The 25,995-nt window shown below is 66.9% G+C and carries 31 protein-coding genes; 19 read left to right on the forward strand and 12 right to left on the reverse strand.

What is annotated here, in order from left to right; all coding sequences use genetic code 11:
- The 3 genes from Q4F19_RS21070 to Q4F19_RS21080 all read right to left on the reverse strand — a co-directional run.
- Positions 1-881: pseudouridine synthase (locus tag Q4F19_RS21070; RefSeq protein WP_303546792.1), on the reverse strand; the 881-nt coding region annotated here is incomplete at its 3' end.
- Entirely contained in the window at positions 881-2,575 is a 1,695-nt protein-coding gene (locus Q4F19_RS21075) for a serine hydrolase domain-containing protein (protein WP_303546794.1), read from the reverse strand. The genes Q4F19_RS21075 and Q4F19_RS21070, both read right to left, overlap by 1 nt.
- A complete protein-coding gene (locus tag Q4F19_RS21080) occupies positions 2,575-3,888 on the reverse strand; it encodes a dicarboxylate/amino acid:cation symporter (RefSeq protein WP_303546796.1) in 1,314 nt (437 codons plus the stop codon). The genes Q4F19_RS21075 and Q4F19_RS21080 overlap by 1 nt, the downstream gene beginning before the upstream one ends.
- A 102-nt stretch (positions 3,889-3,990) precedes the next feature.
- Here Q4F19_RS21080 and Q4F19_RS21085 point away from each other — a divergent pair, with 102 nt between their 5' ends.
- The 3 genes from Q4F19_RS21085 (at position 3,991) to Q4F19_RS21095 (ending at position 6,046) form a co-directional block, all read left to right on the forward strand.
- Positions 3,991-4,422 carry a response regulator gene (locus tag Q4F19_RS21085; protein ID WP_303546798.1) on the forward strand — a complete coding sequence of 144 codons (432 nt, stop codon included), beginning with the start codon at positions 3,991-3,993 and terminating at the stop codon, positions 4,420-4,422.
- Between the two features lie 44 nt (positions 4,423-4,466).
- Positions 4,467-5,804, forward strand: coding sequence for an AmpG family muropeptide MFS transporter (locus Q4F19_RS21090; RefSeq protein ID WP_303546800.1), 1,338 nt, complete (start codon positions 4,467-4,469; stop codon positions 5,802-5,804).
- An 80-nt stretch (positions 5,805-5,884) separates the two neighbouring features.
- Positions 5,885-6,046 (forward strand): hypothetical protein, encoded by a 162-nt coding sequence (locus tag Q4F19_RS21095; protein WP_303546802.1) that lies wholly within the window; start codon positions 5,885-5,887, stop codon positions 6,044-6,046.
- A 13-nt stretch (positions 6,047-6,059) separates the two neighbouring features.
- On the opposite strand, the gene purB is transcribed toward Q4F19_RS21095, so the two are convergent.
- The gene (gene purB / locus Q4F19_RS21100; RefSeq protein ID WP_303546803.1) at positions 6,060-7,370 is read right to left on the reverse strand and encodes an adenylosuccinate lyase; all 1,311 of its coding nucleotides are present in this window, start codon (positions 7,368-7,370) and stop codon (positions 6,060-6,062) included.
- Positions 7,371-7,504: 134 nt separating this feature from the next.
- On the opposite strand from purB, the gene Q4F19_RS21105 reads away from it, so the two are divergent.
- Positions 7,505-7,885 (forward strand): hypothetical protein, encoded by a 381-nt coding sequence (locus Q4F19_RS21105; protein ID WP_303546805.1) that lies wholly within the window; start codon positions 7,505-7,507, stop codon positions 7,883-7,885.
- 5 nt (positions 7,886-7,890) lie between these two features.
- Here Q4F19_RS21105 and radC read toward each other — a convergent pair whose 3' ends face one another.
- Positions 7,891-8,577, reverse strand: a complete 687-nt coding sequence (gene radC, locus Q4F19_RS21110; RefSeq protein WP_303546807.1) for a RadC family protein — start codon at positions 8,575-8,577, stop codon at positions 7,891-7,893.
- Between the two features lie 143 nt (positions 8,578-8,720).
- On the opposite strand from radC, the gene Q4F19_RS21115 reads away from it, so the two are divergent.
- The 5 genes from Q4F19_RS21115 (at position 8,721) to Q4F19_RS21135 (ending at position 11,270) form a co-directional block, all read left to right on the forward strand.
- Positions 8,721-9,053 (forward strand): AtpZ/AtpI family protein, encoded by a 333-nt coding sequence (locus tag Q4F19_RS21115; protein WP_431312443.1) that lies wholly within the window; start codon positions 8,721-8,723, stop codon positions 9,051-9,053.
- Between the two features lie 39 nt (positions 9,054-9,092).
- Positions 9,093-9,878 (forward strand): F0F1 ATP synthase subunit A, encoded by a 786-nt coding sequence (locus tag Q4F19_RS21120; protein ID WP_303546811.1) that lies wholly within the window; start codon positions 9,093-9,095, stop codon positions 9,876-9,878.
- A gap of 42 nt (positions 9,879-9,920) precedes the next feature.
- A complete protein-coding gene (locus tag Q4F19_RS21125) occupies positions 9,921-10,151 on the forward strand; it encodes a F0F1 ATP synthase subunit C (protein ID WP_303546813.1) in 231 nt (76 codons plus the stop codon).
- A 50-nt stretch (positions 10,152-10,201) separates the two neighbouring features.
- Positions 10,202-10,693 carry a F0F1 ATP synthase subunit B family protein gene (locus Q4F19_RS21130; RefSeq protein ID WP_303546815.1) on the forward strand — a complete coding sequence of 164 codons (492 nt, stop codon included), beginning with the start codon at positions 10,202-10,204 and terminating at the stop codon, positions 10,691-10,693.
- A gap of 82 nt (positions 10,694-10,775) precedes the next feature.
- On the forward strand, positions 10,776-11,270 hold the full coding sequence (locus tag Q4F19_RS21135) for a F0F1 ATP synthase subunit B family protein (RefSeq protein ID WP_303546893.1): 495 nt from the start codon (positions 10,776-10,778) through the stop codon (positions 11,268-11,270).
- 199 nt (positions 11,271-11,469) lie between these two features.
- Here Q4F19_RS21135 and Q4F19_RS21140 read toward each other — a convergent pair whose 3' ends face one another.
- Complete coding sequence (locus tag Q4F19_RS21140) at positions 11,470-12,015, reverse strand: DUF4337 family protein (RefSeq protein ID WP_303546816.1); 546 nt, start codon at positions 12,013-12,015, stop codon at positions 11,470-11,472.
- 86 nt (positions 12,016-12,101) lie between these two features.
- On the opposite strand from Q4F19_RS21140, the gene uvrC reads away from it, so the two are divergent.
- From uvrC to Q4F19_RS21160, 4 genes are all read left to right on the forward strand, one after another.
- Entirely contained in the window at positions 12,102-14,030 is a 1,929-nt protein-coding gene (gene uvrC, locus Q4F19_RS21145; protein ID WP_303546817.1) for an excinuclease ABC subunit UvrC, read from the forward strand.
- 248 nt (positions 14,031-14,278) lie between these two features.
- Positions 14,279-15,007 (forward strand): DNA repair protein RecO, encoded by a 729-nt coding sequence (gene recO, locus Q4F19_RS21150; protein WP_303546819.1) that lies wholly within the window; start codon positions 14,279-14,281, stop codon positions 15,005-15,007.
- Between the two features lie 124 nt (positions 15,008-15,131).
- Positions 15,132-16,130: a GGDEF domain-containing protein gene (locus tag Q4F19_RS21155; protein WP_303546821.1), complete on the forward strand. Its 999-nt coding sequence runs from the start codon at positions 15,132-15,134 to the stop codon at positions 16,128-16,130.
- Positions 16,131-16,360: 230 nt separating this feature from the next.
- Positions 16,361-16,750 carry a hypothetical protein gene (locus tag Q4F19_RS21160; protein WP_303546823.1) on the forward strand — a complete coding sequence of 130 codons (390 nt, stop codon included), beginning with the start codon at positions 16,361-16,363 and terminating at the stop codon, positions 16,748-16,750.
- Here the strand turns inward: Q4F19_RS21160 and Q4F19_RS21165 are convergent.
- On the reverse strand, positions 16,747-17,586 hold the full coding sequence (locus Q4F19_RS21165) for a methyltransferase domain-containing protein (RefSeq protein WP_303546826.1): 840 nt from the start codon (positions 17,584-17,586) through the stop codon (positions 16,747-16,749). The genes Q4F19_RS21160 and Q4F19_RS21165 overlap by 4 nt on opposite strands.
- Before the next feature lie 55 nt (positions 17,587-17,641).
- On the opposite strand from Q4F19_RS21165, the gene Q4F19_RS21170 reads away from it, so the two are divergent.
- Entirely contained in the window at positions 17,642-19,699 is a 2,058-nt protein-coding gene (locus tag Q4F19_RS21170) for a TonB-dependent receptor plug domain-containing protein (protein WP_303546827.1), read from the forward strand.
- Between the two features lie 109 nt (positions 19,700-19,808).
- On the opposite strand, the gene Q4F19_RS21175 is transcribed toward Q4F19_RS21170, so the two are convergent.
- Positions 19,809-20,513, reverse strand: a complete 705-nt coding sequence (locus Q4F19_RS21175; protein ID WP_303546829.1) for a glutathione S-transferase N-terminal domain-containing protein — start codon at positions 20,511-20,513, stop codon at positions 19,809-19,811.
- Between the two features lie 73 nt (positions 20,514-20,586).
- Between Q4F19_RS21175 and fumC the strand changes: the two genes are divergently transcribed.
- The 3 genes from fumC (at position 20,587) to Q4F19_RS21190 (ending at position 22,459) form a co-directional block, all read left to right on the forward strand.
- A complete protein-coding gene (gene fumC, locus Q4F19_RS21180; protein WP_303546831.1) occupies positions 20,587-21,978 on the forward strand; it encodes a class II fumarate hydratase in 1,392 nt (463 codons plus the stop codon).
- 68 nt (positions 21,979-22,046) lie between these two features.
- Positions 22,047-22,268 carry a hypothetical protein gene (locus Q4F19_RS21185; RefSeq protein ID WP_303546832.1) on the forward strand — a complete coding sequence of 74 codons (222 nt, stop codon included), beginning with the start codon at positions 22,047-22,049 and terminating at the stop codon, positions 22,266-22,268.
- Entirely contained in the window at positions 22,265-22,459 is a 195-nt protein-coding gene (locus Q4F19_RS21190) for a hypothetical protein (protein ID WP_303546834.1), read from the forward strand. The genes Q4F19_RS21185 and Q4F19_RS21190 overlap by 4 nt, the downstream gene beginning before the upstream one ends.
- Positions 22,460-22,463: 4 nt before the next feature.
- Here the strand turns inward: Q4F19_RS21190 and Q4F19_RS21195 are convergent, their stop codons facing one another.
- The 3 genes from Q4F19_RS21195 to Q4F19_RS21205 all read right to left on the reverse strand — a co-directional run bounded on the left by Q4F19_RS21195 (position 22,464) and on the right by Q4F19_RS21205 (position 23,832).
- Entirely contained in the window at positions 22,464-22,655 is a 192-nt protein-coding gene (locus Q4F19_RS21195; RefSeq protein WP_303546835.1) for a hypothetical protein, read from the reverse strand.
- A 92-nt stretch (positions 22,656-22,747) separates the two neighbouring features.
- Positions 22,748-23,305 (reverse strand): DUF2585 domain-containing protein, encoded by a 558-nt coding sequence (locus Q4F19_RS21200; protein ID WP_303546836.1) that lies wholly within the window; start codon positions 23,303-23,305, stop codon positions 22,748-22,750.
- On the reverse strand, positions 23,302-23,832 hold the full coding sequence (locus Q4F19_RS21205) for a DUF1697 domain-containing protein (RefSeq protein WP_303546837.1): 531 nt from the start codon (positions 23,830-23,832) through the stop codon (positions 23,302-23,304). The genes Q4F19_RS21200 and Q4F19_RS21205 overlap by 4 nt, the downstream gene beginning before the upstream one ends.
- Before the next feature lie 43 nt (positions 23,833-23,875).
- On the opposite strand from Q4F19_RS21205, the gene gmk reads away from it, so the two are divergent.
- The gene (gmk, locus tag Q4F19_RS21210) at positions 23,876-24,517 is read left to right on the forward strand and encodes a guanylate kinase (RefSeq protein WP_303546839.1); all 642 of its coding nucleotides are present in this window, start codon (positions 23,876-23,878) and stop codon (positions 24,515-24,517) included.
- A 35-nt stretch (positions 24,518-24,552) separates the two neighbouring features.
- Positions 24,553-25,104, forward strand: a complete 552-nt coding sequence (locus tag Q4F19_RS21215) for a hypothetical protein (RefSeq protein ID WP_303546841.1) — start codon at positions 24,553-24,555, stop codon at positions 25,102-25,104.
- Here the strand turns inward: Q4F19_RS21215 and Q4F19_RS21220 are convergent.
- Entirely contained in the window at positions 25,067-25,951 is an 885-nt protein-coding gene (locus tag Q4F19_RS21220; protein WP_303546843.1) for a PEPxxWA-CTERM sorting domain-containing protein, read from the reverse strand. The genes Q4F19_RS21215 and Q4F19_RS21220 overlap by 38 nt on opposite strands.
- Between the last annotated feature and the right edge of the window lie 44 nt (positions 25,952-25,995).

The following is a 25,995-nucleotide window of genomic DNA, read 5'->3' on the forward strand; positions in this document are numbered from 1 at the left end:
CCGGCAGGCCGGGCAGGACGCTCGCTTGCGCCGGCGGCCGGACGCACCGGGCGCGCCGTCCCCGCCGCCCGCGTCGGCGCCACGGTGCGCGGGGCGCCGAGCACGGGGGTCGTCTTCGGCGGCATCGTCGTGCCGAACGCCACGCGCGCGGCCGGATCCGCCTTCAGGTCCTTCAGGAAGCCGACCAGATCATGCTGCAGCACCTCCACCGCGCCGCCCGGCGGCAGATCGGCGAGGATGAACGGGCCATAGGCGGTGCGGATCAGGCGATTGACCTCGAGCCCGAGGAATTCCAGCACGCGCCGCACTTCGCGATTCTTACCCTCGCGCAGGCGCAGCTCGATCCACTGATTGGCGCCGGTGCGCCGCTCCAGATTGGCGTTGATCGATCCGTAGCGGATCCCCTCGATCTCGATCCCGTCGCTCAGCGTCTCGAGATCGGCCTGCGTGACATTGCCGTAGCAGCGCGCGCGATAGGTGCGCTCCAGCCCGGTCGCGGGCAACTCCAGCTGGCGCTTGAGCCCGCCGTCGGTGGTCAGCAGCAACAGCCCTTCGGTGTTGAGATCGAGCCGCCCGACCGGCACGACGCGTGGCAGCTCCGCGGGCATGCGATCGTAGATCGTCTTGCGGCCCGCCGGATCGTTGGCCGCGGTCAGCAGGCCGACAGGCTTGTGGTAGAGGAAGAGCCGCGCGAAATCGGGCTCGGCGACGGGCTGCCCGTCGACGGTGACGCCCGCGAGCGATTTGACGATCGTCGCCGGCGTCTCGATTGCGACGCCGTCGATCGCGATGCGCCCCTCCTCGATCATCCGCTCGATCTCGCGGCGGCTGGCGACTCCCGCGCGGGCGAGCAATTTGGCGATACGTTGAGGTTCGGCCATTACTCGATCCGATTGAAACGCACGTCGAACGCGCGGGGAATACTGATCGCGAGCGCATCGATCTTGCCCGCGGCGTTGCGCCGGAAGCGCACCATCGCACCGCGCGCCTCGAACAGATCGGGTCCGATCGGCTTGGCGCGCAGCTCGATCTGCGGGCGATTTTCCAGCCGGAGCCTGATCTCGTTGTCGCCGGCGATCACGCGATAGGCCGCGCCTACCTCTTCGCTCGAATAGCGGCCAGCATAATCGGCGATGACGAGTCCCGAGATGGGCGGGATGCGCCGGAAGCGCGCGCGCCCGTCGGGGGTCGTCATGCTCAGCTCGCCGGGCGCGGCGAGGCTCAATTCGCTATCGTCGCCCATCCGGAAGCGATCCGAGGAAAGCGGGAACAAGGCGCCGCCGCCCGCGATGCGCAGCTTGCCCTTGTCGTCCACGATCGTGAGCGGCTGGTCGTGCGCGTCGAGATAGAGGCCGGCGACCTGGCCGACCGTGGCCGGCACGCCGACATCGGCCTGCCGGGGCGGCGCGGGCGTCGGCCCCAGCAGGATCGAGGCGACTGCGCGGCCGAGATCGGGCGCATTGGCATCCGCGCTGCTGCACAGCAGAGCCACCGACATCCGGCGCGAGGGATAGAAAGCCAGCCACGCGCGATAGCCCGCGGTCGATCCCGCATGCGAGATTTCGGGCAATCCCGCGAAGCGCGTGACGACGAGCCCGCGCGCATATTGGATCGCCACGCCGTCGTTCAGCACGCCGCGCTGCTGGAGCTCGGCGGCGACGTTGCGGCCGATCCGCCCGGCCAGCAGCGCCTCGCTCCAGCGCGTCAGATCGCCCACCGTCGTCAGCAGCCCGCCATTTCCATAGGCGCTCTCGAACGGCATATCCTGTTCGTAGACGACGCCCTTGGCCGAATAGGCGATCGCGCGGCCGGGCAGCACGCGCCGGAAATCGTCGCGCCAGCCGGTCGATGCCATGCCCAGCGGCCGGAAGATCTTCTCGGCGGTGAAGCGCGGGAAGCTCATCCCGGACACGCGCGAAACGATCAACGCCGCCAGCGTATAGCCGCTGTTCGAATAGCTATATTCGGCGCCCGGGCGGAAATTGAGCTGCTTCTGGCGGGCGATGATCGCGAGCGCATCGTCCATTCCGTAGGCCGCGGTGCCACGCGGCCAGCCGGCGAGCTCGGCGACCGCGCCCCAGTCGCGCAGCCCGCTCGTATGGTTGAGCAGATGCCGGATCTGGATCGGCTCGTCGCGCGCCGGCAGTTCGGGCACATATTTGCGGACGTCGTCGTCGAGCCGGAGCTTGCCCTCCTCGACGAGCAGCAGGATCGCCGCCGCGGTGAACTGCTTGGAGACCGATCCCGCCTCGAACACCGTGTTCGCGTGGATCGGCGTCACATGCTCCAGATCCGCCGAGCCATAAGCCCGCAGCGCGATCGGCTGCCCGCCCTCGGCCACCTCCAGCGCACAGCCGGGCGTGGTGGGCCGGTTCCAGCGCGCAAACAGTCCGTCGATCCGGTTCAATTGCTGCGCGCGCGGCACCGCGACGGGCATCGGCACGGGCGCGGGCATCGGCGTCTTCGCCGCCTGCGGCTTCGACACGGCCTTGGCGGGCATCTTGGGCGGCGGCGGCGGCGCCTTCGTCGCGGCGACGAAGAGCAGGGCGGCCGGCACTAACAGGAAGTGGCGCATCAGCGGTTGGGGTCGAGGTCCAGGCCGGCCTTGCCGCCCGCGGGCGTATGGGCCGGGGCGGGCAACGGCGCCATGTCGTCGCTCTCGATCTTCTCGAACGCGCCCTCCCATTTGGTCACGAGCACCGTCGCCACCGCATTGCCGAGCACGTTGGTCGCGGTGCGCCCCATGTCGAGGAAATGATCGACCGCGAGGATCAGCAGCAGCCCGGCTTCGGGAATGTTGAAGAAGGACAAGGTCGAGGCGATGACGACGAGGCTCGCGCGCGGGACGCTGGCGATGCCCTTCGAGGTCACCATCAGCAGCAGCATCATGATGATCTGCTGCCCGAAGCCGATATGGATGCCATAGGCCTGCGCGATGAACATCGTCGCGAAGCTGCAATACATCATCGAGCCGTCGAGATTGAACGAATAGCCCAGCGGCAGCACGAAGCTGGCGATGCGCTTGGGCACGCCGAACTTGTCGAGCGCCTCCAGCAGCCGCGGGAAGGCTGCTTCCGACGAGGCGGTCGAGAAGGCGATCATGAACGGCTCGCGCACGTAGCGGATCAGCGTGCTCGTCTGCTTGCCGATGAGCGCGTAGCTGACCGCATACAGGAAGGCCCACAGCACGAGCAGAGCCAGGAAGAATCCGCCCATGAACCAGCCATAGGTGACGAGGATGCTGAGCCCCTGGTTGGCGACGGCATTGGCGACCGCGGCGAACACCGCGACCGGCGCGGCTTTCATCACATAATCGGTCACCTGCAGCATCACGCTGACGAGCGATTCCAGCCCGCGCACGATCGGCGCGCCTTTCTCGCCGACCGCGGTCAGCGCGATCCCGAAGAAGACCGAGAAGATCACGATCGGCAGCACTTCGTTCTTCGCCATCGCATCGATGATCGAGCTCGGCACGAGATGGACGAAGAAATCGTGGAGCGAGAAGGGCGGCTTGACCACGCCGCTCGCCGCGGTGACGGGCGGCAGGGGCAGATCCAGCCCGACGCCCGGCTGGAACAGATTGACGAACAGGAGCCCCAGCGCGAGCGAGACGAGGCTCGCCAGCACGAACCAGCCGATCGCGCGTCCGCCGATCCGCCCCAGCGCCGACGTATCGCCCATATGCGCGATCCCCGCGACGAGCGTTCCGAAGATCAGCGGCGCGATGATCATCTTGATCAGGCGCAGGAAAATATCGGTGAGGATCGAAAAGCCGCCGGTGATCGTTGCGAGGTCAGCAGGATCGGATACGGTCTGGTTCAGCGCGAATCCGGTGAGGATGCCGATGAGCATCGCAAGGAGGATGTAGAGGGTCAGGCGCCGGGCCATGCATGTTCCGTTCAAGTGGGACAGGCTTGGTCGGGCGAAAGCGGTGAGGCGTCAAGTCCGCGTGCCTGGGTTGGGTTCGGGCGGTCGGTGGGAGCGAGCGGCGTGGCGTTGTTCAGCAAGCGGGAAAAGGTCACGACCAGCATCAATCGCATCCTCATCGTCGAGGATGAGCCGCTGGTCGCGTTCGACAATGAATATCTGCTCCAGGATGCCGGTTATCTGGTCGTCGCCTCGGTCGATACGGTCGACGATGCGATTCGGACGATCCACGGGCAGCCGCTGCACCTCGTCCTGGCCGATGTGCGCCTCTCGGACGGCGGCACGGGCCTCGACGTCGCGCATGCCGCGCGCGATGCGGGCGTGCCCCTGATCTTCGTGACGGGCGCCTGTCCGGTCGAGGCGCAGGAACTGGCCGTCGGCTGCCTCGCCAAGCCCTACACCCCGCGCGATCTGCTCGCCGCGATCGACGCGGTCGATGCGAGCATGGCGGGTCGCAAGCCCAAGCGAATGCCGCGCGGGTTCACGCTGTTCTGAGGGGCGCCGCTCGACAGGCCCGGTGATCCCGTTACACCGGCAGCATGACCGCCACGATCGACGCGCCATCCCGCAGCTTCTTCTCGGGCATCAAGCCCTATGTCGAGAAGGCGCCGCTCGCGTCCTTCTTCCTCGGCGTCTCGTCGGGCTTTCCCTATGCGATGATCGCGGCGACGCTCACGACGCGGCTCGCCCAGTCGGGCATCGAGAAGAAGACGGTCACCGCCTTCGCGCTGGCCTTCCTGGTCTATAATCTCAAGTTCCTATGGGCGTGGATGATCGATGGGGTGCGGATCCCGTTGCTCGGCCGGCTCGGCCAGCGCGTGTCGTGGATGATCCTGGCGGGTGCGCTGGTGATCGCCGCCGTCGCCAATCTCGCGATCGTCGATCCGGCCGCCAGCCTGTGGTGGACGGGCGTCGCCGCCGTGGTCGTCGCGGTCGCGGGATCGACCTACGATATCGTCATCGATGCCTACCGGATCGAACTGCTCGAACCGCGCCAGCTCGGGCCGGGATCGGGCATGACCCAATATGGCTGGCGGATCGGATCGCAGCTCGCCGCCGCGCTGGCTTTGGTGATGGCCGCGCGGATCGGCTGGACCGGCGCCTATCTGCTCTGCACCGTCTTCGCGCTGCCTGCGGTCGTCACGGCCCTGCTCATCGGCGAGCCGCCGCGCCACCGCGAGCCCCCGGCCCGCAAGGGCATGAGCGAGGCGTTCACGGCCGTGCTCGGCCCGTTCGTGGAGTTCTTCAGCCGCAAGGGCGCGATTCTGGTGCTGGCCTTCATCCTCCTGGCCAAGATGGGCGATACGCTCGCCAACCTCACCTTCCGCCTGCTGTTCGACAGCCTCGGCTACACCAATGACGAGATTGCAGTGTACGATGTCGGCGCGGGCTTCTGGGCCTATCTGATCGGCATCTTCGTCGGCGGCTATCTCTATGCGCGGCTCGGCGTGAAGCGGTCGGTGATGATCAGCCTCGTGCTGATGGCGGTCTCGAACCTCAGCTTCGCCGGCCTGGCGGCATCGGGCCATTCGAACTGGGCGATGGCGGGCGCGATCAGCTTCGAGAATTTCACGAGCGGGATCGGCGGCGTCACCGTCACCGCTTATTTCGCGGCTCTGTGCGACCTGCGCTTCACCGCCTCGCAATATGCGCTGATCTCGGCAGCGGCGAGCATCGTCGGCCGCCTGCTTACCGGCACGACCGCCGGCGCGCTGATCGAGGCGATGGGCTATGTGAACTTCTACCTGCTGACGACCGTGATCGCGCTGCCCGGCATCCTGCTCTTCTGGCTGATGCTGCGCGCGGGGCTCGTCGAGCAATCGATCGGCAGCGCCGGCATCGAACCCGCCCAAAGCGACGCCAAACCGCCACTTTGATAGTATTTACAAAGAGATAGTAGTATCTTCGCCCGAATAGGCGCATGATCCTCCGCGGCTTGGTAAGCGGCGTGAGTGTCATGATCATGTCATCCGACGAAATCGATCGCTGCCTCCTGCTGTTGCTGGAGGCGGAGGCGACGCTTCAGCGGAACGGCGAGAATATCCTCGCCGCGCATCTCTCGCTCATCACCAGCCGGCTGCGGCGCCGCCATGTCGAGCTGGCGCCGCTCACCCACTGATCGGCCTGACGGCTCAGCTACGCCCGAAGACCCGCCCGAAGATCGTCTCGACATGCTTGAGATGGTGGCCGAGATCGAAATTCTCGGCGAGCGCCTCGTCCGACAGCGTCACTTCGGGATCGGCCTTCAGCAGTTCGAGCAGCGAAAGCTCGCCATCCGATTCCCAGACCTTCATCGCGTTGCGCTGGACGAGCGCATAGGAGGCCTCGCGGCTGAACCCCGCCTGCGTCAGCGCGAGAAGCACGCGCTGCGAATGGACGAGCCCGCCCATCCGATCGAGATTCTTCTGCATCCGTGCCGGATAGACGAGCAGTTTATCGACGACGCCGGTCAGCCGCGCGAGCGCGAAATCCAGCGTGATCGTCGCGTCCGGCCCGATATAGCGCTCCACCGACGAATGGCTGATGTCGCGCTCGTGCCACAAAGCCACATTCTCGAGCGCCGGGGTCACATAGCCGCGGACCATCCGCGCGAGGCCGGTGAGATTCTCGGTCAGCACCGGATTGCGCTTGTGCGGCATCGCCGACGAGCCCTTCTGTCCCGGCGAGAAATATTCCTCGGCCTCCAGAACTTCGGTGCGCTGCAAATGGCGCACCTCGGTCGCGAGCCGTTCGATCGACGACGCGATCACGCCCAGGGTCGCGAAGAACATCGCATGCCGATCGCGCGGGATCACCTGCGTCGAGACGGGCTCGACCGCGAGGCCGAGCTTGGCGGCGACATGCGCCTCCACGCTCGGATCGATATTGGCGAAGGTGCCGACCGCGCCCGAGATCGCGCAGGTCGCGATGTCGGCGCGCGCCGCGACGAGGCGCACGCGGTTGCGCTGGAATTCGGCATAGGCCTCGGCCAGCTTCAGTCCGAACGTGACCGGCTCGGCATGGATGCCGTGGCTGCGGCCGATCGTCGGCGTCATCTTGTGCTCGAACGCGCGCCGCTCGATCGCCGCGAGCAAGGCATCGATATCGGCGAGCAGCAGGTCGCTCGCCTGCGCCAGCTGCACCGCCAGCGCGGTATCGAGCACGTCGGACGAGGTCATGCCCTGGTGCATGAAGCGCGCCTCGTCGCCGACCTGCTCGGCCACCCAGGTCAGGAAGGCGATCACGTCATGCTTGGTGACCGCCTCGATCGCGTCGATCGCGGCGACGTCGATCGCCGGGTTGGTCGCCCACCAGTCCCACAGCGCCTTCGCCGCGGACTTGGGCACCACGCCGAGCTCACCGAGCGCCTCGGTCGCATGCGCCTCGATCTCGAACCAGATGCGGAAACGGTTCTCGGGCGTCCAGATGGCCGTCATTTGCGGCCGCGAATAGCGCGGGATCATGGGATGGGTCGCCTCGTTGGAAAGTCGGCGCGCGGGTAGCAGCGGGACAAGCGGGGTTCAATGCGGCGTCTGGCCGTCGCCATCGCCACGGCTTTGTGCCAGAGGGCGGCGTCCTCCGATCAAAAGGCCCTGCGATGCGCTCTCGTCTCCTGTTCTCCGCGGTCCTCGGCCTCGCGATCGGCGCCACGCCCGCGATCGCGCAGGATGCCGCGTCCGACGTGCGCTGCCTGCTCGTCAGCAACGCCTTCGCCGCGACCGACAAGGATCCGCAGCGCAAGCAGCTCGCTATCGAGGCGTCGCACTTCTTCCTCGGCCGCATCGATGCCCGCATGACGCAGCCGCAGTTGAAGGCCTCGATCATCCAGATCGCCAAGACGCTGACCCCGCCGGGGATGGGGCCGGCGATGAACGCCTGCGTGACGCGCCTCCAGTCGCGCCAGCGGATGATGCAGGTCATCGGCCGCGAAGTCGCCGCGACGGCAGCGGCCCCCAAGATCGGCGCCGTCAAGAAGTAAGGCCGCTAGATCAGCCCCATCGATCGCAGGCTCGACTGGCCCTTGCTGCCCACGATCACATGATCGTGGACGGAGATGTTCAGCGGCCGGCAGGCGGCGATGATCTCGCGCGTGATCGCGATGTCCTGCTTGGACGGGCTCGGATCGCCGCTCGGATGATTGTGGACGAGGATGATCGCCGAGGATTGCAGCTCCAGCGCGCGGCGGACGACCTCGCGGACATGGATCGCCGCCTGATCGACTGAACCTTCCGAGATCAATTCGTCGCGGATCAGGACATTCTTCGTGTTGAGATGCAGCACGCGCGCGGATTCGGTCGCGCGATGCGCCATCGCCGCGTGAAGATAATCGGACAGCGCCTGCCAGCTCGCGAGCACGGGCCGATCGGCGATTCCGCTTTTCAGCAGGCGCAGCGCCGCCACCTGGGCGATGCGCAGCGCGCCGATCGCGGTCTCGCTGACGTCGGCACGGGCCAGCGTCTCGCTGTCGGCGCTGAGCAGGGCGCCGAGGCCACCGAATTCGGCCAGGAGCGCGCGCGCCATCGGCTTCGTGTCGCGGCGCGGAATGGCGAGCGCGAGCAGATATTCGATCAGCTCGTGATCCAGCAGCGCCTCGGCCCCACCCTCGATCAGCCGCCGCCGCAGCCGCGCGCGGTGGCCGCTCGTGTCCTGCGCGGGATCGACGTCGCTCATGGTGCTGAGGCTAGCGCGGCTTTCGGCGCTGACAACCGTCCATCGCCCCTGCGGGGTACCGTTCGGTTGACTCGGCGGAACCCCTTTCCTAGAGGGTGCGCGCCTGACGGGATCGCCCGCCGGTGCGGCAGCTTTCCCGATAAATGAGGAGGATTGCCGTGGCGGAGGATGAAACCGGGCAGGATCCGATCGGTCAGGATGTCCGGCTGACGTCGCTGGATCAGCGGCTGAAGGCCGCCGCAGACGCCGAGAAGGTCAGAACCGGCACGGTGCAGCGCGAGCCTGGCAAGGGCTATAGCCAGGGCAGCCGCGTGTTGACGGAACTGATCGCGGGTCCCGCCGGTGGTGCGCTGATCGGCTGGCTCTTGGATGGCTGGCTGGGCACATCGCCCTGGCTCCTGTTGGTGCTGATGGTCCTCGGGATCGCGGTCGCCTTCCGGAACATCATGCGGATTTCGAGCCAGCGCGCGGAGTGATCCGGGCGCTTCGGCTGCAACAGAACGGGGACAAGAAGAGTGGCGGCTGAGGGCTCCGGCATCGATCCGATGCACCAGTTCAAGGTCGAGCCGTTGTTCGGCGCCGACTGGTCCATTGCGGGCCACAATATCGCCTTCACGAACAGCGCGCTCTTCATGGTGCTGACGCTGGCCGGGCTGTGGCTGTTCATGCTCGGCGGCATGAAGCGGCAGCTCGTCCCCGGCCGCTGGCAGGCCGCGGTGGAGGGCATGTCCTCCTTCATCACGAACATGATGGATGCGAATATCGGGCCGAAGGGCCGGGCGTTCACGCCTTATGTCTTCTCGCTCTTCATGTTCATCCTGTTCGCCAATCTGATCGGGCTGATCCCGCTCGGCGTCGTCCCGGGCGTCCACCCGTTCACGGTGACGAGCCACATCACGCTCACCGCGATCCTGGCCTTCTTCAGCTTCGGCATCGTCGTCATCGTCGGCTTCGCCAAGCACGGCTTCCACTTCTTCTCGCTGTTCGTGCCGTACGGCACGCCCTGGTATATCGCGATCCTCGTCGCGCCGATCGAGTTCATGAGCTTTCTCGTGCGCCCGTTCAGCCTGGGCCTGCGACTGTTCGTGGCGATGACCGCGGGGCACATCCTGCTCGATGTGTTCGCCAGCTTCGTCGTCCAGGGGCTCAACGCGGGCGGGATCGGCTACGGCGTCAGCATCCTGTCGTTCATCATGATCATCGGCGTGTCGGCGCTGGAATTGCTGGTCTCGGCGATCCAGGCCTATGTGTTCGCTCTGCTCACGTCGCTATACCTTAACGACGCGATCAATCTTCACTGATTTCAAATACTTACATTTCATAGTTCAAAGAAGGGAAGACTCATGGATCTCGCATCTGCCAAGTATATCGGCGCCGGTCTCGCAGCCATCGGCGTTGGCATGGCCGCACTCGGCGTGGGTAACGTCTTCGGCTCGTTCCTCGAAGGCGCGCTGCGCAATCCGGGCGCGGCCGACGGCCAGCAGGGCCGCCTGTTCATCGGCTTCGCTGCCGCCGAGCTTCTGGGCCTGATCGCGTTCGTCATCGCGATCCTGATCCTGTTCGTCGTCAAGTAAACAGGCCTAGAGCCTCAACTTCCTCAACTTCGTAAGGCCTTCCCAAGCCGATGCCTCAGATAGACCAGATCGCCGAAATCTACGCGTCCCAGTTCTTCTGGCTCGTGATCGTTTTCGCGCTCCTCTATTTCGGCATCGGCAAGGCGATGCTGCCGAAGATCGAGAAGACGATCGAGGATCGCGACGCGCGCATCCAAGGCGATCTCGCCGCTGCCGAGGCTGCGCGCGCGCAGGCCGACGCGGCCGAGGAAGCCTATCTCGCCAAGCTCGACGAGAGCCGTGCCGCCGCGCAGGCGGAGACGGCCGCCGCCAAGCATCAGGCGACGTTGGATGCCGAAGCGAAGGTGAAGGCCGCCGACGCCGCGGTCCACGCCAAGGCCGTCGAGGCCGAGGCCAAGCTCGCGGCGCAGCTCGCCGAGGCATTCGCGGGGATCGAGAATGTCGCCGCCGAGGCCGCGCAGGAGATCGTCGCGCGCGTGTCCGACCTGAACGTCGATCGTGCCGAGGCCGCACGCGCGGTCAAGTCCGCGCTGGCGGCATAAGGAACTTAAGATGGCCGAAGTCGCCGGCACCGAACTCACCGCCACCACGCTCGCCAATCCCGAGACGATCGAGCATGGCGAGATGACCGCGCTCGGCCTGCCGCCGGGCGGCTGGGTCGCTCTGTCGATGCTCGTCGTGATCGCGATCATCCTGTGGAAGAAGGTGCCGGCCGCGATCGCCGCATCGCTCGACAAGAAGATCGCCGGCATCCGCGCCCAGCTCGACGAAGCCGCCAAGCTTCGTGCCGAAGCCGAGGCGCTTAGGTCCGAATATGAAAAGAAGGCGCTCGCCGCCGCGGGCGACGCCGCCTCGATCGTCAGCCATGCGCATGCCGAGGCTGCGCTGATCGTCGAGAAGGCGAAGAGCGACGCCGAGACGCTGATCGCGCGCCGCGGCAAGATGGCCGAGGACAAGATCGCCGCCGCCGAGCGCATCGCGCTCGCCGAACTGCGCGCCACCACCGCCAACGCCGCCGCCGCCGCAGCGGCGCAGATCATCGGCGAGAAGCTCGACGCGAGCGGCGACAAGGCGCTCGTCGACCGCACGATCGCCGGTTTGGGCCAGCGGGCGAACTGACTTACGGTATCTCGTCCGCAGGCGAGATCGTTGCAAAAAGAGATCCAACCCTAAAAGCCGTTCGTGCTGAGCCTGTCGAAGCACCGTTCTTCTCTTGAAAGGGTTCAAGAAAGAGTACGGCCCTTCGACAAGCTCAGGGCAAACGAAGGAAAGGGTTTTCGTTTTTTGTAGCAGTCCCGAAGACGGGAGAGGGCTCGGCTCAGGTCAGCCACCCCACGATCCAGTCCGGATGGATCGGCAGCTGCGCGAAGCCCGCGACGCAGAACAAAACCGCCAGGGCACCCGCGCCCCAGCCGAACCAGAGCAGACCCCACAATTCCACCAATGCCGCGATCGCCGTCGTCGCCAGCGCGATCGAGGCGAGGCCGTCGGACAGGTCGAACTGGTCGTCGCGATAATTGTTGTGATCGTAATCGGCCTTCGCCGCGGCGGCCTGCGCCTTCAGCTGCGCCGATTCCGCCGTATATTTGGCGATCTCCGCTTTCGCCCGCACCGCATCCGCACCGGGCGCCACGGCGGCGATCTCCTCCATGTGCAGCTTGAGCCGCGTCGCCTGATATTCGTTCCACGTATCGACCTGCGTCGCCTGCGCGGCCTGCATGTTCTGGACGATATTGCCGTCCTTGATATTGGCGAGCGCCATCGACACCGAGAGGGCGACGACCGTCATCGCGACGGCGCGGTTCAGCCTCTTGTCGTGGATCTCGGGCTGGTCGAGTTCGGGAAGGTCGGGCGTCTCGCTCATGCGGCGGCTCATAATCCTCGCAGGCTGAACGCCAGCTAAGCGTCTCGACGCTGGCGCGCGCGGCGCGCCGCTCCTAAATCGCGGGCGTGAGCGATCGTCCCGACAGTCCCGACCGTTTCTCCGAGGAGAAGCAGACCTATAGCGTGCGCGGCGACGGCTCCGCGCCCGATCTCGAGGCGGGGGTCGCCGCGATCCGCAACGTCCTGAAGACGCTGCCGCAGCGCCCCGGCGTCTATCGCATGACCGACATACGCGGCGACGTGCTGTATGTGGGCAAGGCGCGCTCGCTGCGGAATCGCGTGACCAATTACACGCAGGTCACGCGCCTGCCCAAGCGGCTGAGCCGGATGGTCGCGCAGACGCGCGGGCTGACCGTCGTCACCACGAATACCGAGGCCGAGGCGCTGCTGCTGGAGGCGCAGCTGATCAAGCGCTTCCGCCCCGCCTACAATGTGCTGCTGCGCGACGACAAAAGCTTCCCCTTCATCCTGCTGCGCGAGGATCATGCCTTTCCGCGCGTCCAGCTCCATCGCGGCGCACGCCGCGCCAAGGGGCAGTATTTCGGGCCGTTCGCGGGGGCGGGGGCGGTGCGCAAGACGCTGACCGCGCTCCAGAAACTGTTCCTGCTGCGCTCGTGCACCGACAGCTTCTTCGCCAATCGCACGCGTCCCTGCCTGCTCCATCAGATCAAGCGCTGCTCGGCGCCCTGCGTCGATCGGATCAGCAAGGAAGATTATGCCGAGCTCGTCGCCGATGCGTCCGATTTCCTCGGCGGCCGCTCTACCAAGGTCCAGCAGAAGCTAGGCGCGCAGATGACCGCCGCGGCCGAGGCGATGGACTTCGAATCGGCCGCGATCATGCGCGATCGGCTGAAGTCGCTGACCTTCATCCAGGGCACGCAATCGATCAACGCCGAGGGCGTCGACGATGCCGACGTGTTCGCGCTCGCCTGCAAGCAGGGCCATATCGGCATCCAGGCCTTCTTCATCCGCGGCGGCCAGAATTGGGGGCATCGCGCCTTCTTCCCGACGCACACCGCCGAAGTGCCCGAGGACGAGGTGCTGACCTCGTTCATGATGCAATTCTACGAGGAGGTGCCCCCGCCGCGGCTCGTCCTGATCGATCGCGTCCTGCCCGAAGCCGAACTCGTCACCGAGGCGCTGGGCGAGAAGGCCGGGCGCAAGGTCGTGCTCAAGGTGCCGCAGCGTGGCGAGCAGAAGCGCCTGCTCGCCCAGGCGACGCGCAATGCCGTCGAGGCGCTCGATCGCCGCCTGGCCGAAGGCGCGACGCAGAACCGGCTGCTGAAGGAGGTCGCCGACCTGTTCGAGCTGGAGGCGGTGCCCAACCGGATCGAGATCTACGACAACAGCCACATCATGGGCACCAACATGGTCGGCGGGATGGTCGTCGCCGGGCCGGAGGGCTTCCGCAACGGCCAGTATCGCAAGTTCAACATCAAGCGCCCCGAAACCGCTCCCGGCGACGATTTCGCGATGATGCGCGAGGTGCTGGAGCGCCGCTTCGCGCGGCTGGAGCGGGAGGATCCCGATCGGCGCTCGGGCGAATGGCCCGATCTGCTGCTGATCGATGGCGGCAAGGGGCAGGTCTCGGCGGTGTTCAAGACGCTGGAGGAAATGGGCGTCCACGACGTCCCCGTCGTCGGCATCTCGAAGGGGCCGGATCGCAATGCCGGGCGCGAGCATTTCCATCTGCCCGACGGGCGCGAATCGATGCTGCCGCCCGGATCGCCCGTGCTCTTCTATCTCCAGCGGCTGCGCGACGAGGCGCATCGCTATGCGATCGGCGCGCACCGCACGAAGCGCGCGGCGGCGTTCGTCGCGAGCCCGCTCGACGACGTGCCCGGCATCGGTCCGGCGCGGAAGAAGGCGTTGCTCATGCATTTCGGCACGGCCAAGTCGGTGCGCGGCGCGGGGCTCGAGGATCTCCAGCGCGCGCCCGGCATCTCGGCGGCGATGGCGCGGCTGATCTACGATTATTTCCATCCGAGCGGGTGAGGCCCGCGATCAGGCTCCGGCGAAAAACATGCCTGTCGCCATTTTAACCTTCGCTCTTTGCGCGCTGGTCATCAGCCGCGGCTAGCCAGAGCAGGCGGCGTGATCGTCGCGCGTATCGGTAGCGTATCGTATCTGCGTCAGCGTCGTTCCGGGTTCGCCCGGCCCACGGCCTCCCCCGCTGGCCGGAGGGGCGGCCATCCGGGACGACGCATCTCGCCACCGCGCGCGCGGCCCCCTACATCGCTGTCATGCATATCGAGGCGGAGGCGATCGTCTGCGCGGTCCGCGCGCATGGCGAACATGGCGCGGTCGTCCGCGCGCTCACGCCCGCGGACGGGCTGATCGCGGGCTATGTGCGCGGCGGGCGCTCGCGTCGCCTGCGTCCCGTCCTGATCCCCGGCAACCGCATTCGCGGCGACTGGCGCGCGCGGAGCGAGGATCAGTTGCCCGCGCTGGTTGCCGAGCTGGTCGAGAGCCGGGCAGGGCTGCATGCCGAGCCGCTTGCGGCGATGGCGATCGAATGGACTACCGCGCTCGCCACCGCCTCGCTGCCCGAGGGCCAGCCTTATCCGCGTGTCTATGCCGCGCTGGAGGGGACGCTCGCCGCGATCGCCGCCGCGCCCTCGGCGCGGGGCTGGACGGCGGCGCTCGCGCGTTACGAACTGCTGGTCCTCGCCGAATTGGGCTTCGGGCTCGATCTGTCTGCCTGCGTCGCCACGGGCGCGCGCGAGGATCTCGTGTTCGTCAGCCCGAAGAGCGGCGGCGCGGTCTCGCGCGCGGCGGGCGACATCTATCGCGACAAGCTGCTGCGGCTGCCTGCCTTTCTGCTGGAAGGCGGCGCGGGCGACTGGCCCGATCTGTTCGATGCGCTCGCGCTGACCGGTCATTTCCTCGCGCGCGATCTGCTCCACGGCCACGCCGCCGATACGCTCGCTGCGCGCGACCGCCTCGTCACCCGGCTCCAGCGCATCGCCTGATCGGCAGTTCGCCTTACAAAATGTGTGCTGACACAAAACAAACCGGGCTTCGGCAACGGATTGTTTGCCTTTGGCCGTTACGCATCCGGCTCAAGAAATTCCACCTCACTGAAGGAGGTTCAGCATGTTGGCCCGCCGCGTATCCAGTACCCAAAGCACTGCAAGCGCCGCCGTCGCCGAAGACGTGGGGCCCAATGTTCTCGGCTTCCTGTCGCGCCAGCAGCTTCCCGCCACGCCGCAAAATTATGCGCTCGGATTCCTCATCGTCACCAATAGCGAAGGCCTTGCCGCGCGCGCGGTGGATGCCGTGCTGATGAACGGCGATCGCCTCACGTCCGACGACGTCGGCCGGATCCTCGCCGCGCACGGCCCGAAGGAAGAGGAGAAAGGCGAGAGCGAGGATCATGCCAAGGTCCGCCGGCATACGCTGCGCCTTGCCGAGCTCGCCGCCACCGCCGTCGAGGAGACCGGCGAATTCGGCCGCGCGCTGGAGGCGGAGCAGACTCTGCTCGCGGGCACGGTCGCGATCGCCGAACTCGTCGCGACGATGATCGAGCGCTCCACGCGCACCGAGACGCAGCTCGCCAAGGCCGCCAAGCAGATCGAGGATCTTCGCCAGGAGGTCGAGACCGCCAAGGGCGATGCGCACAATGATTCGCTGACCGGCCTCCACAATCGCCGCGGCGTACTCGCCAGGCTGCAGGGCATGACCCCCGATCAGCGGCCCTTGCTCGCCATCTGCGACATCGATCGCTTCAAGACGGTCAATGATCGCTACGGCCATGTCGTCGGCGATCGCGTGCTCAAGCTCGTCGCCGCCTCGATCAAGGAAAGCTGCGGTCAGAATTTCCTCGCGCGCTGGGGGGGCGAGGAATTCCTCGTGATCTTCAACGGCGCGGTCACGCCCGACGAGGCGTTCACGATCCTGAACCGCGCGCGCGAGGATCTCGCCAATCGCAAGGTCAAGCTGCGCGCGACCGATCAGCCGCTCGGGCTGCTCAGCTTCTCGGCCGGCATCGCCCGCTTCGGCGAAAAGAGCCTCGATCAGGCGATCGCCGCCGCCGATGCGCTGCTGTACCAGGCCAAGGAAAATGGGCGAAACCAGGTGCTGGTAGAGGATTAAGGGACACAGTCCCGCATTTTATTCCTTACGGTACAGAAAGGATTTGACCTCCTCGGGGCATCGGCATAGCGACGTTCCCGCAGGGCGAGCGCCACCGCGGCGCCGCTTTCAAGATCCGATGCAGGATGCGCGGCTCCGTCGCGACTGTCGGCGCTGCGTGACAGGCTGCGTTCACGCGGCGCACGCGACAAGGATCCGAAGGCGATCGTCCGGCGTGAGGGAGACGAGGGATGGGATATCTCGATCTGAATGCGGCCTATGCGCAAGCGGCACCGCTGGATGCCTTCACCGGCCACGCCGCCGCGCGCGGCGAGGTCGCCGAATTCTCTCCGCTCGAATGGACGACGATCCTCTTCTCGCGCCGCGACGGGCTGTCGAGTCTGTCCGCGCCCGGCCGCCTGTCGCGCCTCATGAGCCGTCTGTTCGGGCTCGAGCACAAGCCGCAGCTTGCCGACACCCGGCTGGAAGCGCTGCGGCGCTTCGCCGTATTGGCCTGGCACAGCGGCTATAATGTCGCCAAGTCCGAGCTGCTCGCCTTCAAGGCTGCCGGCTATTCGACGGCCCAGGCGGAAACACTGCTCGCCAGCGTCGCCATCGCCCGGACGGATCGGGCGCGTTAGGTCCCGGGCGCTGACGGCAGGTCGAAGCGGAAGACGCCGTAGCGCATCGCGCCGGTGCGATAGGCGAGGATCAGCCGCGGCAGGCTCAGCGCGAAATCGCGATTGCGGCCGGACAGCGCGATCCGGCGCACGTCGGCGCGCGTGACGAAGGCCCGCAGGAAGCGGCCGAGGCAGATCGTCCAGGTCTTGGCGACCGAGCCGCTGATGTCGGCATAGCTCCGGACGCTGAAACCTGCCTGCTTGGCCATCACCTCATATTCGGCGGCGGTGGCCATCGACGGCAATCGCCCTTCCTCGCAGATCGGCCGGAGCAGATGCTCCACCTGCCAGCGCGGCACGGGATCGTTGGCCAGCCACGCGCAGACGACGAGGCGCCCGCCCGGCTTCAGCACGCGCGCCGCCTGCGCGAAGAAGGCGGGCTTGTCGGCCATATGCTCCGAGCTTTCGATCGCATAAGCGCCATCGAACGACGCATCGGGCAACGAGTTCTCCAGCCAGTCCTCGACCCGCAATGTCACGCTTTCACGCGGGGCAGCCCGTGCGATCTGCGTCTCGGAGACGGACAGCCCGGTGACGATCGCGCCCGCGGCGGCGAAGCGGCGCGTGGTCGCACCATAGCCGCAGCCGATATCGACGAGCCCGTCTCCCGGCGCGACATCGAGCGTCCGGCCGACGAGGTCGCTGAGCGCGGTCACGGCCTCCAGCGTGCTCTCGCGGCCCGTGCGCCACATCCCGTGATGAAGATCCTCGCCCCACAGATCGCGATAGAGCGGATCGAGTTCGTCATAATGATCGGCGACGGCATGCAAGGATGAGGATGCGCGCGGCAGGATCATCGATCGCTCCGTCGAAAGCGCGGAGATGGGATCGCGCCATGCTGATTCTGTCACTATGGCGGCGACGCCGGGAGGCGGCAAGACGGTGGCGAAGGGGCAGGATTTGCGAGGATTTCTGAGGATCGGTGTGGCGGTCACCGCTTTGGGCGCAGGCGCGGCATCGGCCGAGCCGTCATCCCCCCCGTCGGACATCGTCGTCCTCGGCGCGCCGCTCGCGCGCCCCGAATCCGATCGGGCCTATGACAGCGTTGTGATCGATCGCGCGCGGCTGACGGGCGACGCCTCTGGCCGGATCGAGGATGTGCTGGGCGATGTCGCGGGGCTCCAGCAGTTCCGCCGATCGGACAGCCGATCCGCCAACCCGTCCGCGCAGGGCCTCACTTTGCGCGCGCTCGGCGGCAATGCCTCGAGCCGGACGCTCGTGCTGCTCGATGGCGTGCCGATCACCGATCCCTTCTTCGGCTATGTCCCCTTCAATGCACTGTCGGCCGAGCGCCTGTCCGAGATCCGCGTCACGCGCGGCGGCGGCAGCGGCGCATTCGGCGCGGGCGCGCTGTCGGGCACGGTCGAGCTGATCAGCGCGGGCCGCGACGCATTGCCGCCGCTCGCCGCCAACGCCTCCTACGGCAGCTTCGGATCGGTGCAGGTCGCCGCGACCGCGGCGCCGGACGTGGGCGCGGGCTATATCGCCGTGTCGGGCCGCTATGATCGCAGCGACGGCTTCTACACGACGCCCGAGAGCCAGCGCGTCGCCGCGACGGCGCGCGCGCGCTATCGCGACTGGTCGACCTCGATCCGCGCGGTCGCGCCGATCGACGAGCTGACCGAGCTGCAGGCCAGCGCCAGCGTGCTGCGCGACGATCGCACCCTGCGCTTCAAGGGCGCGGACAGCAGCACCGACGGCCAGGATGCGAGCGTGCGGCTGATCCATCGCGGATCCTGGGCGGTCGACGCGATCGCCTATCTGCAGACGCGCAACTTCACCAACAAGGTCATCAGCGCGACGACCTTTCGGATGACGCTGAACCAGCGCGATACGCCCGCGACGGGACTCGGCGGCAAGATCGAGCTGCGCCCGCCCGTCGGCGACGCGCATCTGCTGCGGATCGGCGGCGATGTGCGCCGCGCTTCGGGCGAACTGTTCGAGGACGGCTACAATGCGACGACGGGCGCGCTCACGCTTCGCCGCAATGCCGGCGGCAACCAGACCACCGCGGGCCTGTTCGTCGAGGACGAATGGAAGCTGGGCGATCTGGTCGTGACCGGCGGCGGCCGCGTCGATCGCTGGAGCATCGCCGACGGTTTCCTGCGCGAGCGCAACCCGGCCGGCGTGCTGACGACCAATGCCGCTTATGCCGATCGCGACGGCACGCGTGCCACGGGCCGCGCCGGCGCGCGCTGGCAGGTCGCCGGGCCGCTCGCGATCCGTGCCGCCGCCTATACGGGCTTCCGCCTGCCGACGCCGAACGAGCTCTATCGCCCGTTCGTGGTCGTGCCGATCACGACGCAGGCCAATGCCGATCTGAAGCTGGAGCGGCTGCGCGGTGCCGAGGCGGGGATCGACCTGACCCCGCTTCCGGGCGTGTCGCTCAGCGCGACCGCCTTCACCAACCGGCTGGAGGATGCGATCGCCAATGTGACGATCGCCACCAATGTCCGGCGCCGGCAGAATGTCGATGCGATCGTCGCCAAGGGGATCGAGGCGTCCGCCGCCTTGCGCCACGGGCCCTTTTCGCTGACCGCGAGCTATGCGTTCAACGCGTCGCGCGTCCATGCCTCGGGCAATGCCGCGCAGCTCGACGGCTTCATTCCCGCGCAGAGCCCGCGCAACGCCGCTAACGCCACCTTCGCCTGGGCGCCGGCCAAGGGCCCGTCGCTGTCGGCGACGGTCCGCCGGATCGGCAAGCAATATGAGGACGATCTCCAGACCGACATCCTGCCCGCGGTGACGACGGTGGACGGGGTGGCGAGTCTGCCGGTCGGGCACGGCCTGACGCTCGTCGCGCGCGCCGAGAATGTGTTCGACGTCAACGTCATCACCCGAAATGCGGGCGGCTCGATCGACTATGGCACGCCGCGGACCTTGTGGATCGGGGTGCGCCTGGGCGGCTGATCCCGTCATCCTGAACTCGTTTCAGGATCCATGGCCCGCAATCTCGACCGCGATGACCGTGGAGAGTCCGGGTACTGCATCCTGAAACGAGTTCAGGATGACGGTCTGATCAGGGCCGCGCCGGTATCGTCAGCCCGCGCTGCACCGCCGGGCGCGCCAGCCCGCGCTGCAGCCAGGCATCCACCGCGCCGAACCGGTCGTAGCCGGTAATCTCGCGCGCCTCGTACATCCCGATCAGGTTGCGTACCCAGCCGAGCGTGGCGATGTCGGCGATCGTATAGTCCTCGCCCATGACCCAGCTGCGCTCCGCGAGCCGGCCATCGAGCACGCCGAGCAGGCGCGTCACCTCGGCGACGTACCGGTCGCGCGGGCGCTTGTCCTGGTAATCCTTGCCGGCGAATTTGTGGAAGAAGCCGAGCTGGCCGAACATCGGCCCGATCGCGCCCATCTGGAACATCACCCACTGGATCGTCTCGTAGCGCCGCGCGGGATCGGTTGGCAGGAATAGACCGCTCTTCTCGGCGAGATAGAGCAGGATCGCGCCCGACTCGAACAATGCCAGCGGCTGCCCGCCCGGCCCGTCGGGATCCAGGATCGCGGGGATCTTGCCGTTCGGGTTGAGCGAGAGGAATTCGGGGGTCCACGTCTCGTTCGCGCCGATATTGATCGTGTGCGGCTCGTAGGCGAGCCCCATCTCCTCCAGCGCGATCGAGACCTTCACGCCGTTGGGCGTCGGCAGCGAATAAAGCTGGATGCGATCGGGATGCTGCGCGGGCCAGCGCGTGGTGATCGGGAAGGCGGAAAGATCGGCCATGGTTGCTCCTGCGAACGAACACGCCATCTAGGGTTTCGCCCCCAGCCGCGCCAGACGCAGGAGATTTCGCATCGTGACCGAGACCCGCATCGAAACCGACAGCTTCGGACCGATCGACGTGCCCGCCGACGCGTATTGGGGTGCGCAGACGCAGCGATCGATCGCCAACTTCCCGTTCGGCGCGAGCGAGCGGATGCCGCTCGGCATCGTCCATGCGCTGGCGATCGTGAAGCAGGCGGCGGCGCGGGTGAATCGCGCGCACGGATTGGAGAGCGAGAAGGCCGACGCGATCGAGGCGGCCGCGGCCGAGATCGTCGCGGGCCAGCTCGACGATCAGTTCCCGCTCGTCATCTGGCAGACGGGCTCGGGCACGCAGAGCAACATGAACGTCAACGAGGTCATCGCCGGCCGGGCCAACGAAATGCTGACCGGCACGCGCGGCGGCAAGACGCCCGTCCACCCCAATGACGACGTCAATCGCAGCCAGTCCTCGAACGACAGCTTTCCAACCGCGATGCATGTCGCCGCGGCATTGGCCTCGCGCGATCGGCTGGTGCCCGCCCTCGAAAAGCTCGAGGCCGGGCTGCTGGAGAAGGCGAAGGCGTGGGACGATATCGTCAAGATCGGCCGCACCCATCTCCAGGATGCGACGCCGCTGACGCTGGGCGACGAATTTTCGGGCTATTATGCGCAAATCCGGCTGGCGCGGACGCGCACCGTGCCGCTGATCGAGCATGGCCTGTCGAAGCTCGCGCAGGGCGGCACCGCGGTGGGGACGGGGCTCAACGCGCCCAAGGGCTTCGGCGAGGATATTGCGCGCGAGATCAGCGCGATCACCGGCTTCGCGTTCGAGACCGCGCCCAACAAGTTCGAGGCGCTGGCGAGCCACGATACGCTCGTCGACTTTTCGGGGCGGCTCAATGGGCTCGCCGTTTCATTGACCAAGATCGCCAACGACATCCGCCTGCTCGGCTCGGGCCCGCGTTGCGGCTTGGGCGAACTCTCGCTGCCCGAGAACGAACCCGGCAGCTCGATCATGCCCGGCAAGGTCAATCCTACGCAGTGCGAGATGCTGACGATGGTCGCGGCGCAGGTAATGGGCAATCATGTCGCGGTCACGATCGGCGGCATGCAGGGGCATATGGAGCTCAACGTGTTCAAGCCGCTGATCGGCGCCGCCGTGCTGCGCTCGATCGACCTGCTCGCGACCGGCATGGACAGCTTCCGCGAGCGCGCGCTCGACGGACTCGAGCCCAATCGTGCGCGCATCGCCGAATTGCTCGATCGCTCGCTGATGCTCGTCACCGCGCTCGCGCCCGCGATTGGTTACGACGATGCCGCCAAGATCGCCAAGCATGCGCATCATGAGGGGCTGACCCTGCGTGAGGCGGGTAAGGCGCTGGGGCTTGTCAACGACGATACCTTCGATCGCTTCGTCGTCGCGGAGACGATGCTCGGGCGATAACGTCGTCACGGGGGCGGAACCGAACGGCCGGTCGCGCGCTCCATGGCCGACTATCCCGGGAGGTTGATGTGAGTGCGACGACGATAGGAGCGCTGGTAGGTGGCGCGATCGATTCGGTCAGCGGCGACGACAGCGCCGCGGACGGCGCGCTGGTCGGTGCGATCACCGCGAACGTGCTGAAAGTCGCGATTCCCGTCGTGATCACCTACGCGATCGGCTGGGCGGTCCTGCGCGGGCTCGGCCTCGCCAAGGATGAGATTTTCGGCGAACAGAAGGACCTAAATGCATGATCGGCAAGATTATCGGCGCGCTCGTAGGCCGTCAGCTGGATCGTCGCGACGGCGATAGCGGCGTCAAGGGCGCGGTGATCGGCGCGACCGTCCCGGCCTTGCTGCGTCGCCTGGGGCCGCTCGGCCTGATCCTCGGCGGCGCCTATGTCGCCAAGAAGGCCTATGACAGCCGCAAGGCTCCCAAGGTCTGATCGATCAGGCGGCCTGCGCCGCGCTCTTGAGGATCGCGACGAGCCGGCCGCGCTCCCACAATTCGGTTTCCAACCCGCGCATATGATCGGCGAGGCGCATCAGCGCCTCCCGATCGTCGGCGCAGTCGCCCAGCACTTCGCTGTCGACGATGCGGCCGGTCTGGGCACTGCGATGGAAGAGGCGGTAACAGGGCATGAAGGCGGCTCCTTGTGAGCGCCTGATTGCATTTGGGCGTGGCCGGGGAATTGCCGCTCTTTTGCGGCACCGAAATATGCGACGAACCGGACTCAGCCGATCGCGGCCTGCCACGTCCGGACCGCCTCGATCGGCCAGACCAGCATCAGCACGTTGAGCGTGAGATTGTCGCGGATCACCGCGAGTGTCAGCAGTTCGAACCCGATCGCGATGCCGATCGACGCTGCCACCGGCAGCCGGCGCGCCAGCCAGAAGCCGAGCGACATGAAGCCGATGTCGCACAGCGAATTGAGCACGCTGTCGCCTTCATAGCCGAGCGCCATCGTCGCGGTGCGATAGCGATCGATGATCATCGGGCTGTTCTCGAGCAATTCCCACGCCGCTTCGATCGCCAATGCCGGCAAATAGCGCGCCGCCACCGGCCAGCGCCGCAGCAGCGCCCAGCCCGCCGCGTAGAAAAGCAGACCGTGGATCAGATGGCTCGGCGAATACCAGTCGGCGATATGCTGGCTGTTCCCGGCATCGATCGCGCCGTGCCACAATGCGACATGGCCGCAGGTGCAGATCGGCGGCCGTCCCATCGCCAGCAGGATCGCGGCGGTGGCGGCAAGCATCAGCAGGGCGGCGGCGGCCGTGCGCCGGCCGCTCATTCGCCCACCATCTCGATCAGCTTCTGGACGGTGTTCCAGTTGCGTGCGGTCAGCGTCGATCCCGCCGCCTTGTCGAGCAGCGGCGGTGTAAGCTTGCTGTTGCCGACCCCGCGCGCGAAATCGATCCACAGCGCGCCGCCCGCCAGCGCGATGCGCTCCCCCGCCAGCGCGCGCGCCGCGAGCGTCGCGGATGCATCGGAATAGGGCGGATGCTTCGTCAGGCACAGATGCAGCTGGTTCGGCAACGCCTCGGGAAAGGGATTCGCCTCGGCAATCTCGGCGAAATGGCGCGCCGATCGCACCAGCGCGATAACCTTCAATCCGAACGCGGTCTCGATGAGCGCCTCGATCGCGTCTTCCGCCTCGGCTTCGTTGCCCTTCGCCGAAAAGAGCAAATTGCCGCTCTGGATATAGGTCCGGAACGCCTCGAAGCCGGCCGCCTCCGCCGCGGCGCGCAGATCGGCCATGACGAGCTTGCGCCCGCCGACATTCACGGCGCGCAGCAGGCAAATGAAGGTCTCGGCCATGAAGCCATGTTGACGGCACGGCTTCGCGGCGACAAGAGCGCGCATGCCTCGTCACGGCCTCGATCATCGCGGCGTCCTCTTCGTCCTCTCCTCGCCCTCCGGCGCGGGCAAATCCACGATCGCGCGGATGTTGCTCGCCGGCGACGATGATATCGCCATGTCCGTCTCGGTCACGACGCGGCCGCCGCGCGCGGGCGAGGTCGACGGCAAGGATTATCACTTCGTCGACGTGCCCCGCTTCAAGGAGATGGTGGCGGAGGGCGAGCTGATCGAATGGGCGCACGTCTTCGATCATCGCTACGGCACGCCCGAAAAGCCCGTGCTCGACATGCTGGCGGCCGGCCGCGACGTCCTGTTCGACATCGATTGGCAGGGCGCGCAGCAGCTGTTCCAGAAAGCGGGCGGCGATGTCGTCCGCGTCTTCATCCTGCCGCCCTCGGTCGAGGAACTCGGCCGCCGGCTCGCGAGCCGCGGCACCGATGACGAGGATGTGATCGCCGGTCGCATGCAGCGCGCCGCATCCGAGATCAGCCATTGGGACGGCTATGATTATGTGCTGATCAACGACGACGTCGATCAATGCTTCGAAGAAGTGCGTACGATCCTGCAGGCCGAGCGTTTGCGTCGTTCGCGCCAGACCGGATTGATCGGATTCGCGCGAAAATTGATGAGCGCGACGGCTTGATCTAGCCTTCGCCTCGCGAAGAGGGAGGCGAAACCATGATCAAGGTCCTACTCGGCAGCATTGCCGGCGGAGTCGCGATGTTCATCGCCGGCTTCCTGTTCTGGGCGACGCCGCTCAACAAGATCGCTTTTTCCAGCGCGACCGAGGCACAAAGCGCGGCCGTTCAGCTGTCGCTCGCGCAGAACCTGTCTGCGACCGGCTATTATCTGATCCCCAATCCCGAGACATCGAACGGCGCGGTGCTCTACGGCAAGGGCCCGACCGCGCTCGTCAATTATAACAGCGCCGGCTTTTCGACCGCGGATCCCAGCGCGATGATCGGCGGCTTCATCCACGAGGTGGTCGTCTCGCTGATGATCGCGCTCAGCCTGTATGCGGTCGCCGGCCGGGTCACCGATTTCGCGTCGCGCGCGCGGCTCGTCGTCGGGCTGTCGGCAGCGACGGTCGTCATGATCACGCTCAGCGATCCGATCTGGATGCACGGCGCCTGGCGTTTCGCGCTCTACGGCCTCGTCGCCGATCTCGCGATGATGTGTGCGTCGGGGCTCGTCATCGCGCGCTGGTTCGTGCCAACGCGGGCGGGCTGACGCCTCGACGGCGGATCGTCGCCCCGATCAGCCCGAAGCCGAGCATCATCATCGCCCAGGTCGCCGGCTCCGGCACGTCCGCGGTCGTCGAGACGCTCACGCGGCTTTGCCCGGCTATGACGTCGCCGGAGAGCGCGCTGCCCGGGATCGCATAGCCGGTGAAGCGGATGTGGAGGGCGTTGGTCGTCAGCGAGCGGACGAAGGCATCGCCAGACATATTCTCGGTCAGGATCTGCTCGTTCAGGACGACGCGATGGCCATCCCGATCCCAGACGATCGTGTTCGGTGCGAAGCTCGTGGCGGCATCCGAATAGAAAACGGGGTCGCGATTGTCCCGATTGACGTAGAGTTCGGTGACATTGCTCGTGCCCACGAAGTTCGCGCCGTCGAACGTCGTCGTCGAGCCCAGCGCCGATGCCGAAAAGCTCGCGAAGTCGCTGTCTCGCGTCACGGTCTGGGCGACGAGCAGGCCGAAGCCGGCGAAGGCCAGCATCGTCGATGCGCTGCCGGCCGGAGACTCCGTATCGCCCTGCGCGCTGCTCGTCAGGCTATTGGCGCCGAAGCTCAGATAGAGCGGCCCGGTGGCGACCGGCCCGACGTCGAGGCGTCCCGAATAGGAAACCGGCCCCGTCGACTCGCTGAACGCGGGCGGGGCGGTGCCGGTGGCCGCGCCAGCCGGCGTCAAGGTCGCCGTCGCCCCCGAGGCGAGGCGAACGTCCGACAGGAACGCGGTGGCGCTGGCCGAGATCATCGTCGCGGCCTGCGCGGTCTGCAAGGGGAGGGTCAGCAGGGATATCGCCAGCGCGCAGCGGCCCAGTGACATTCGCACACGTGCATCATCCGCCATGCTCGCCTCCTGCCTTCGTTGCCCGATCTAGGGCCGGAGTCACT

Source organism: Sphingomonas natans (assembly GCF_030546695.1).
Classification (GTDB): domain Bacteria; phylum Pseudomonadota; class Alphaproteobacteria; order Sphingomonadales; family Sphingomonadaceae; genus Sphingomonas_I; species Sphingomonas_I natans.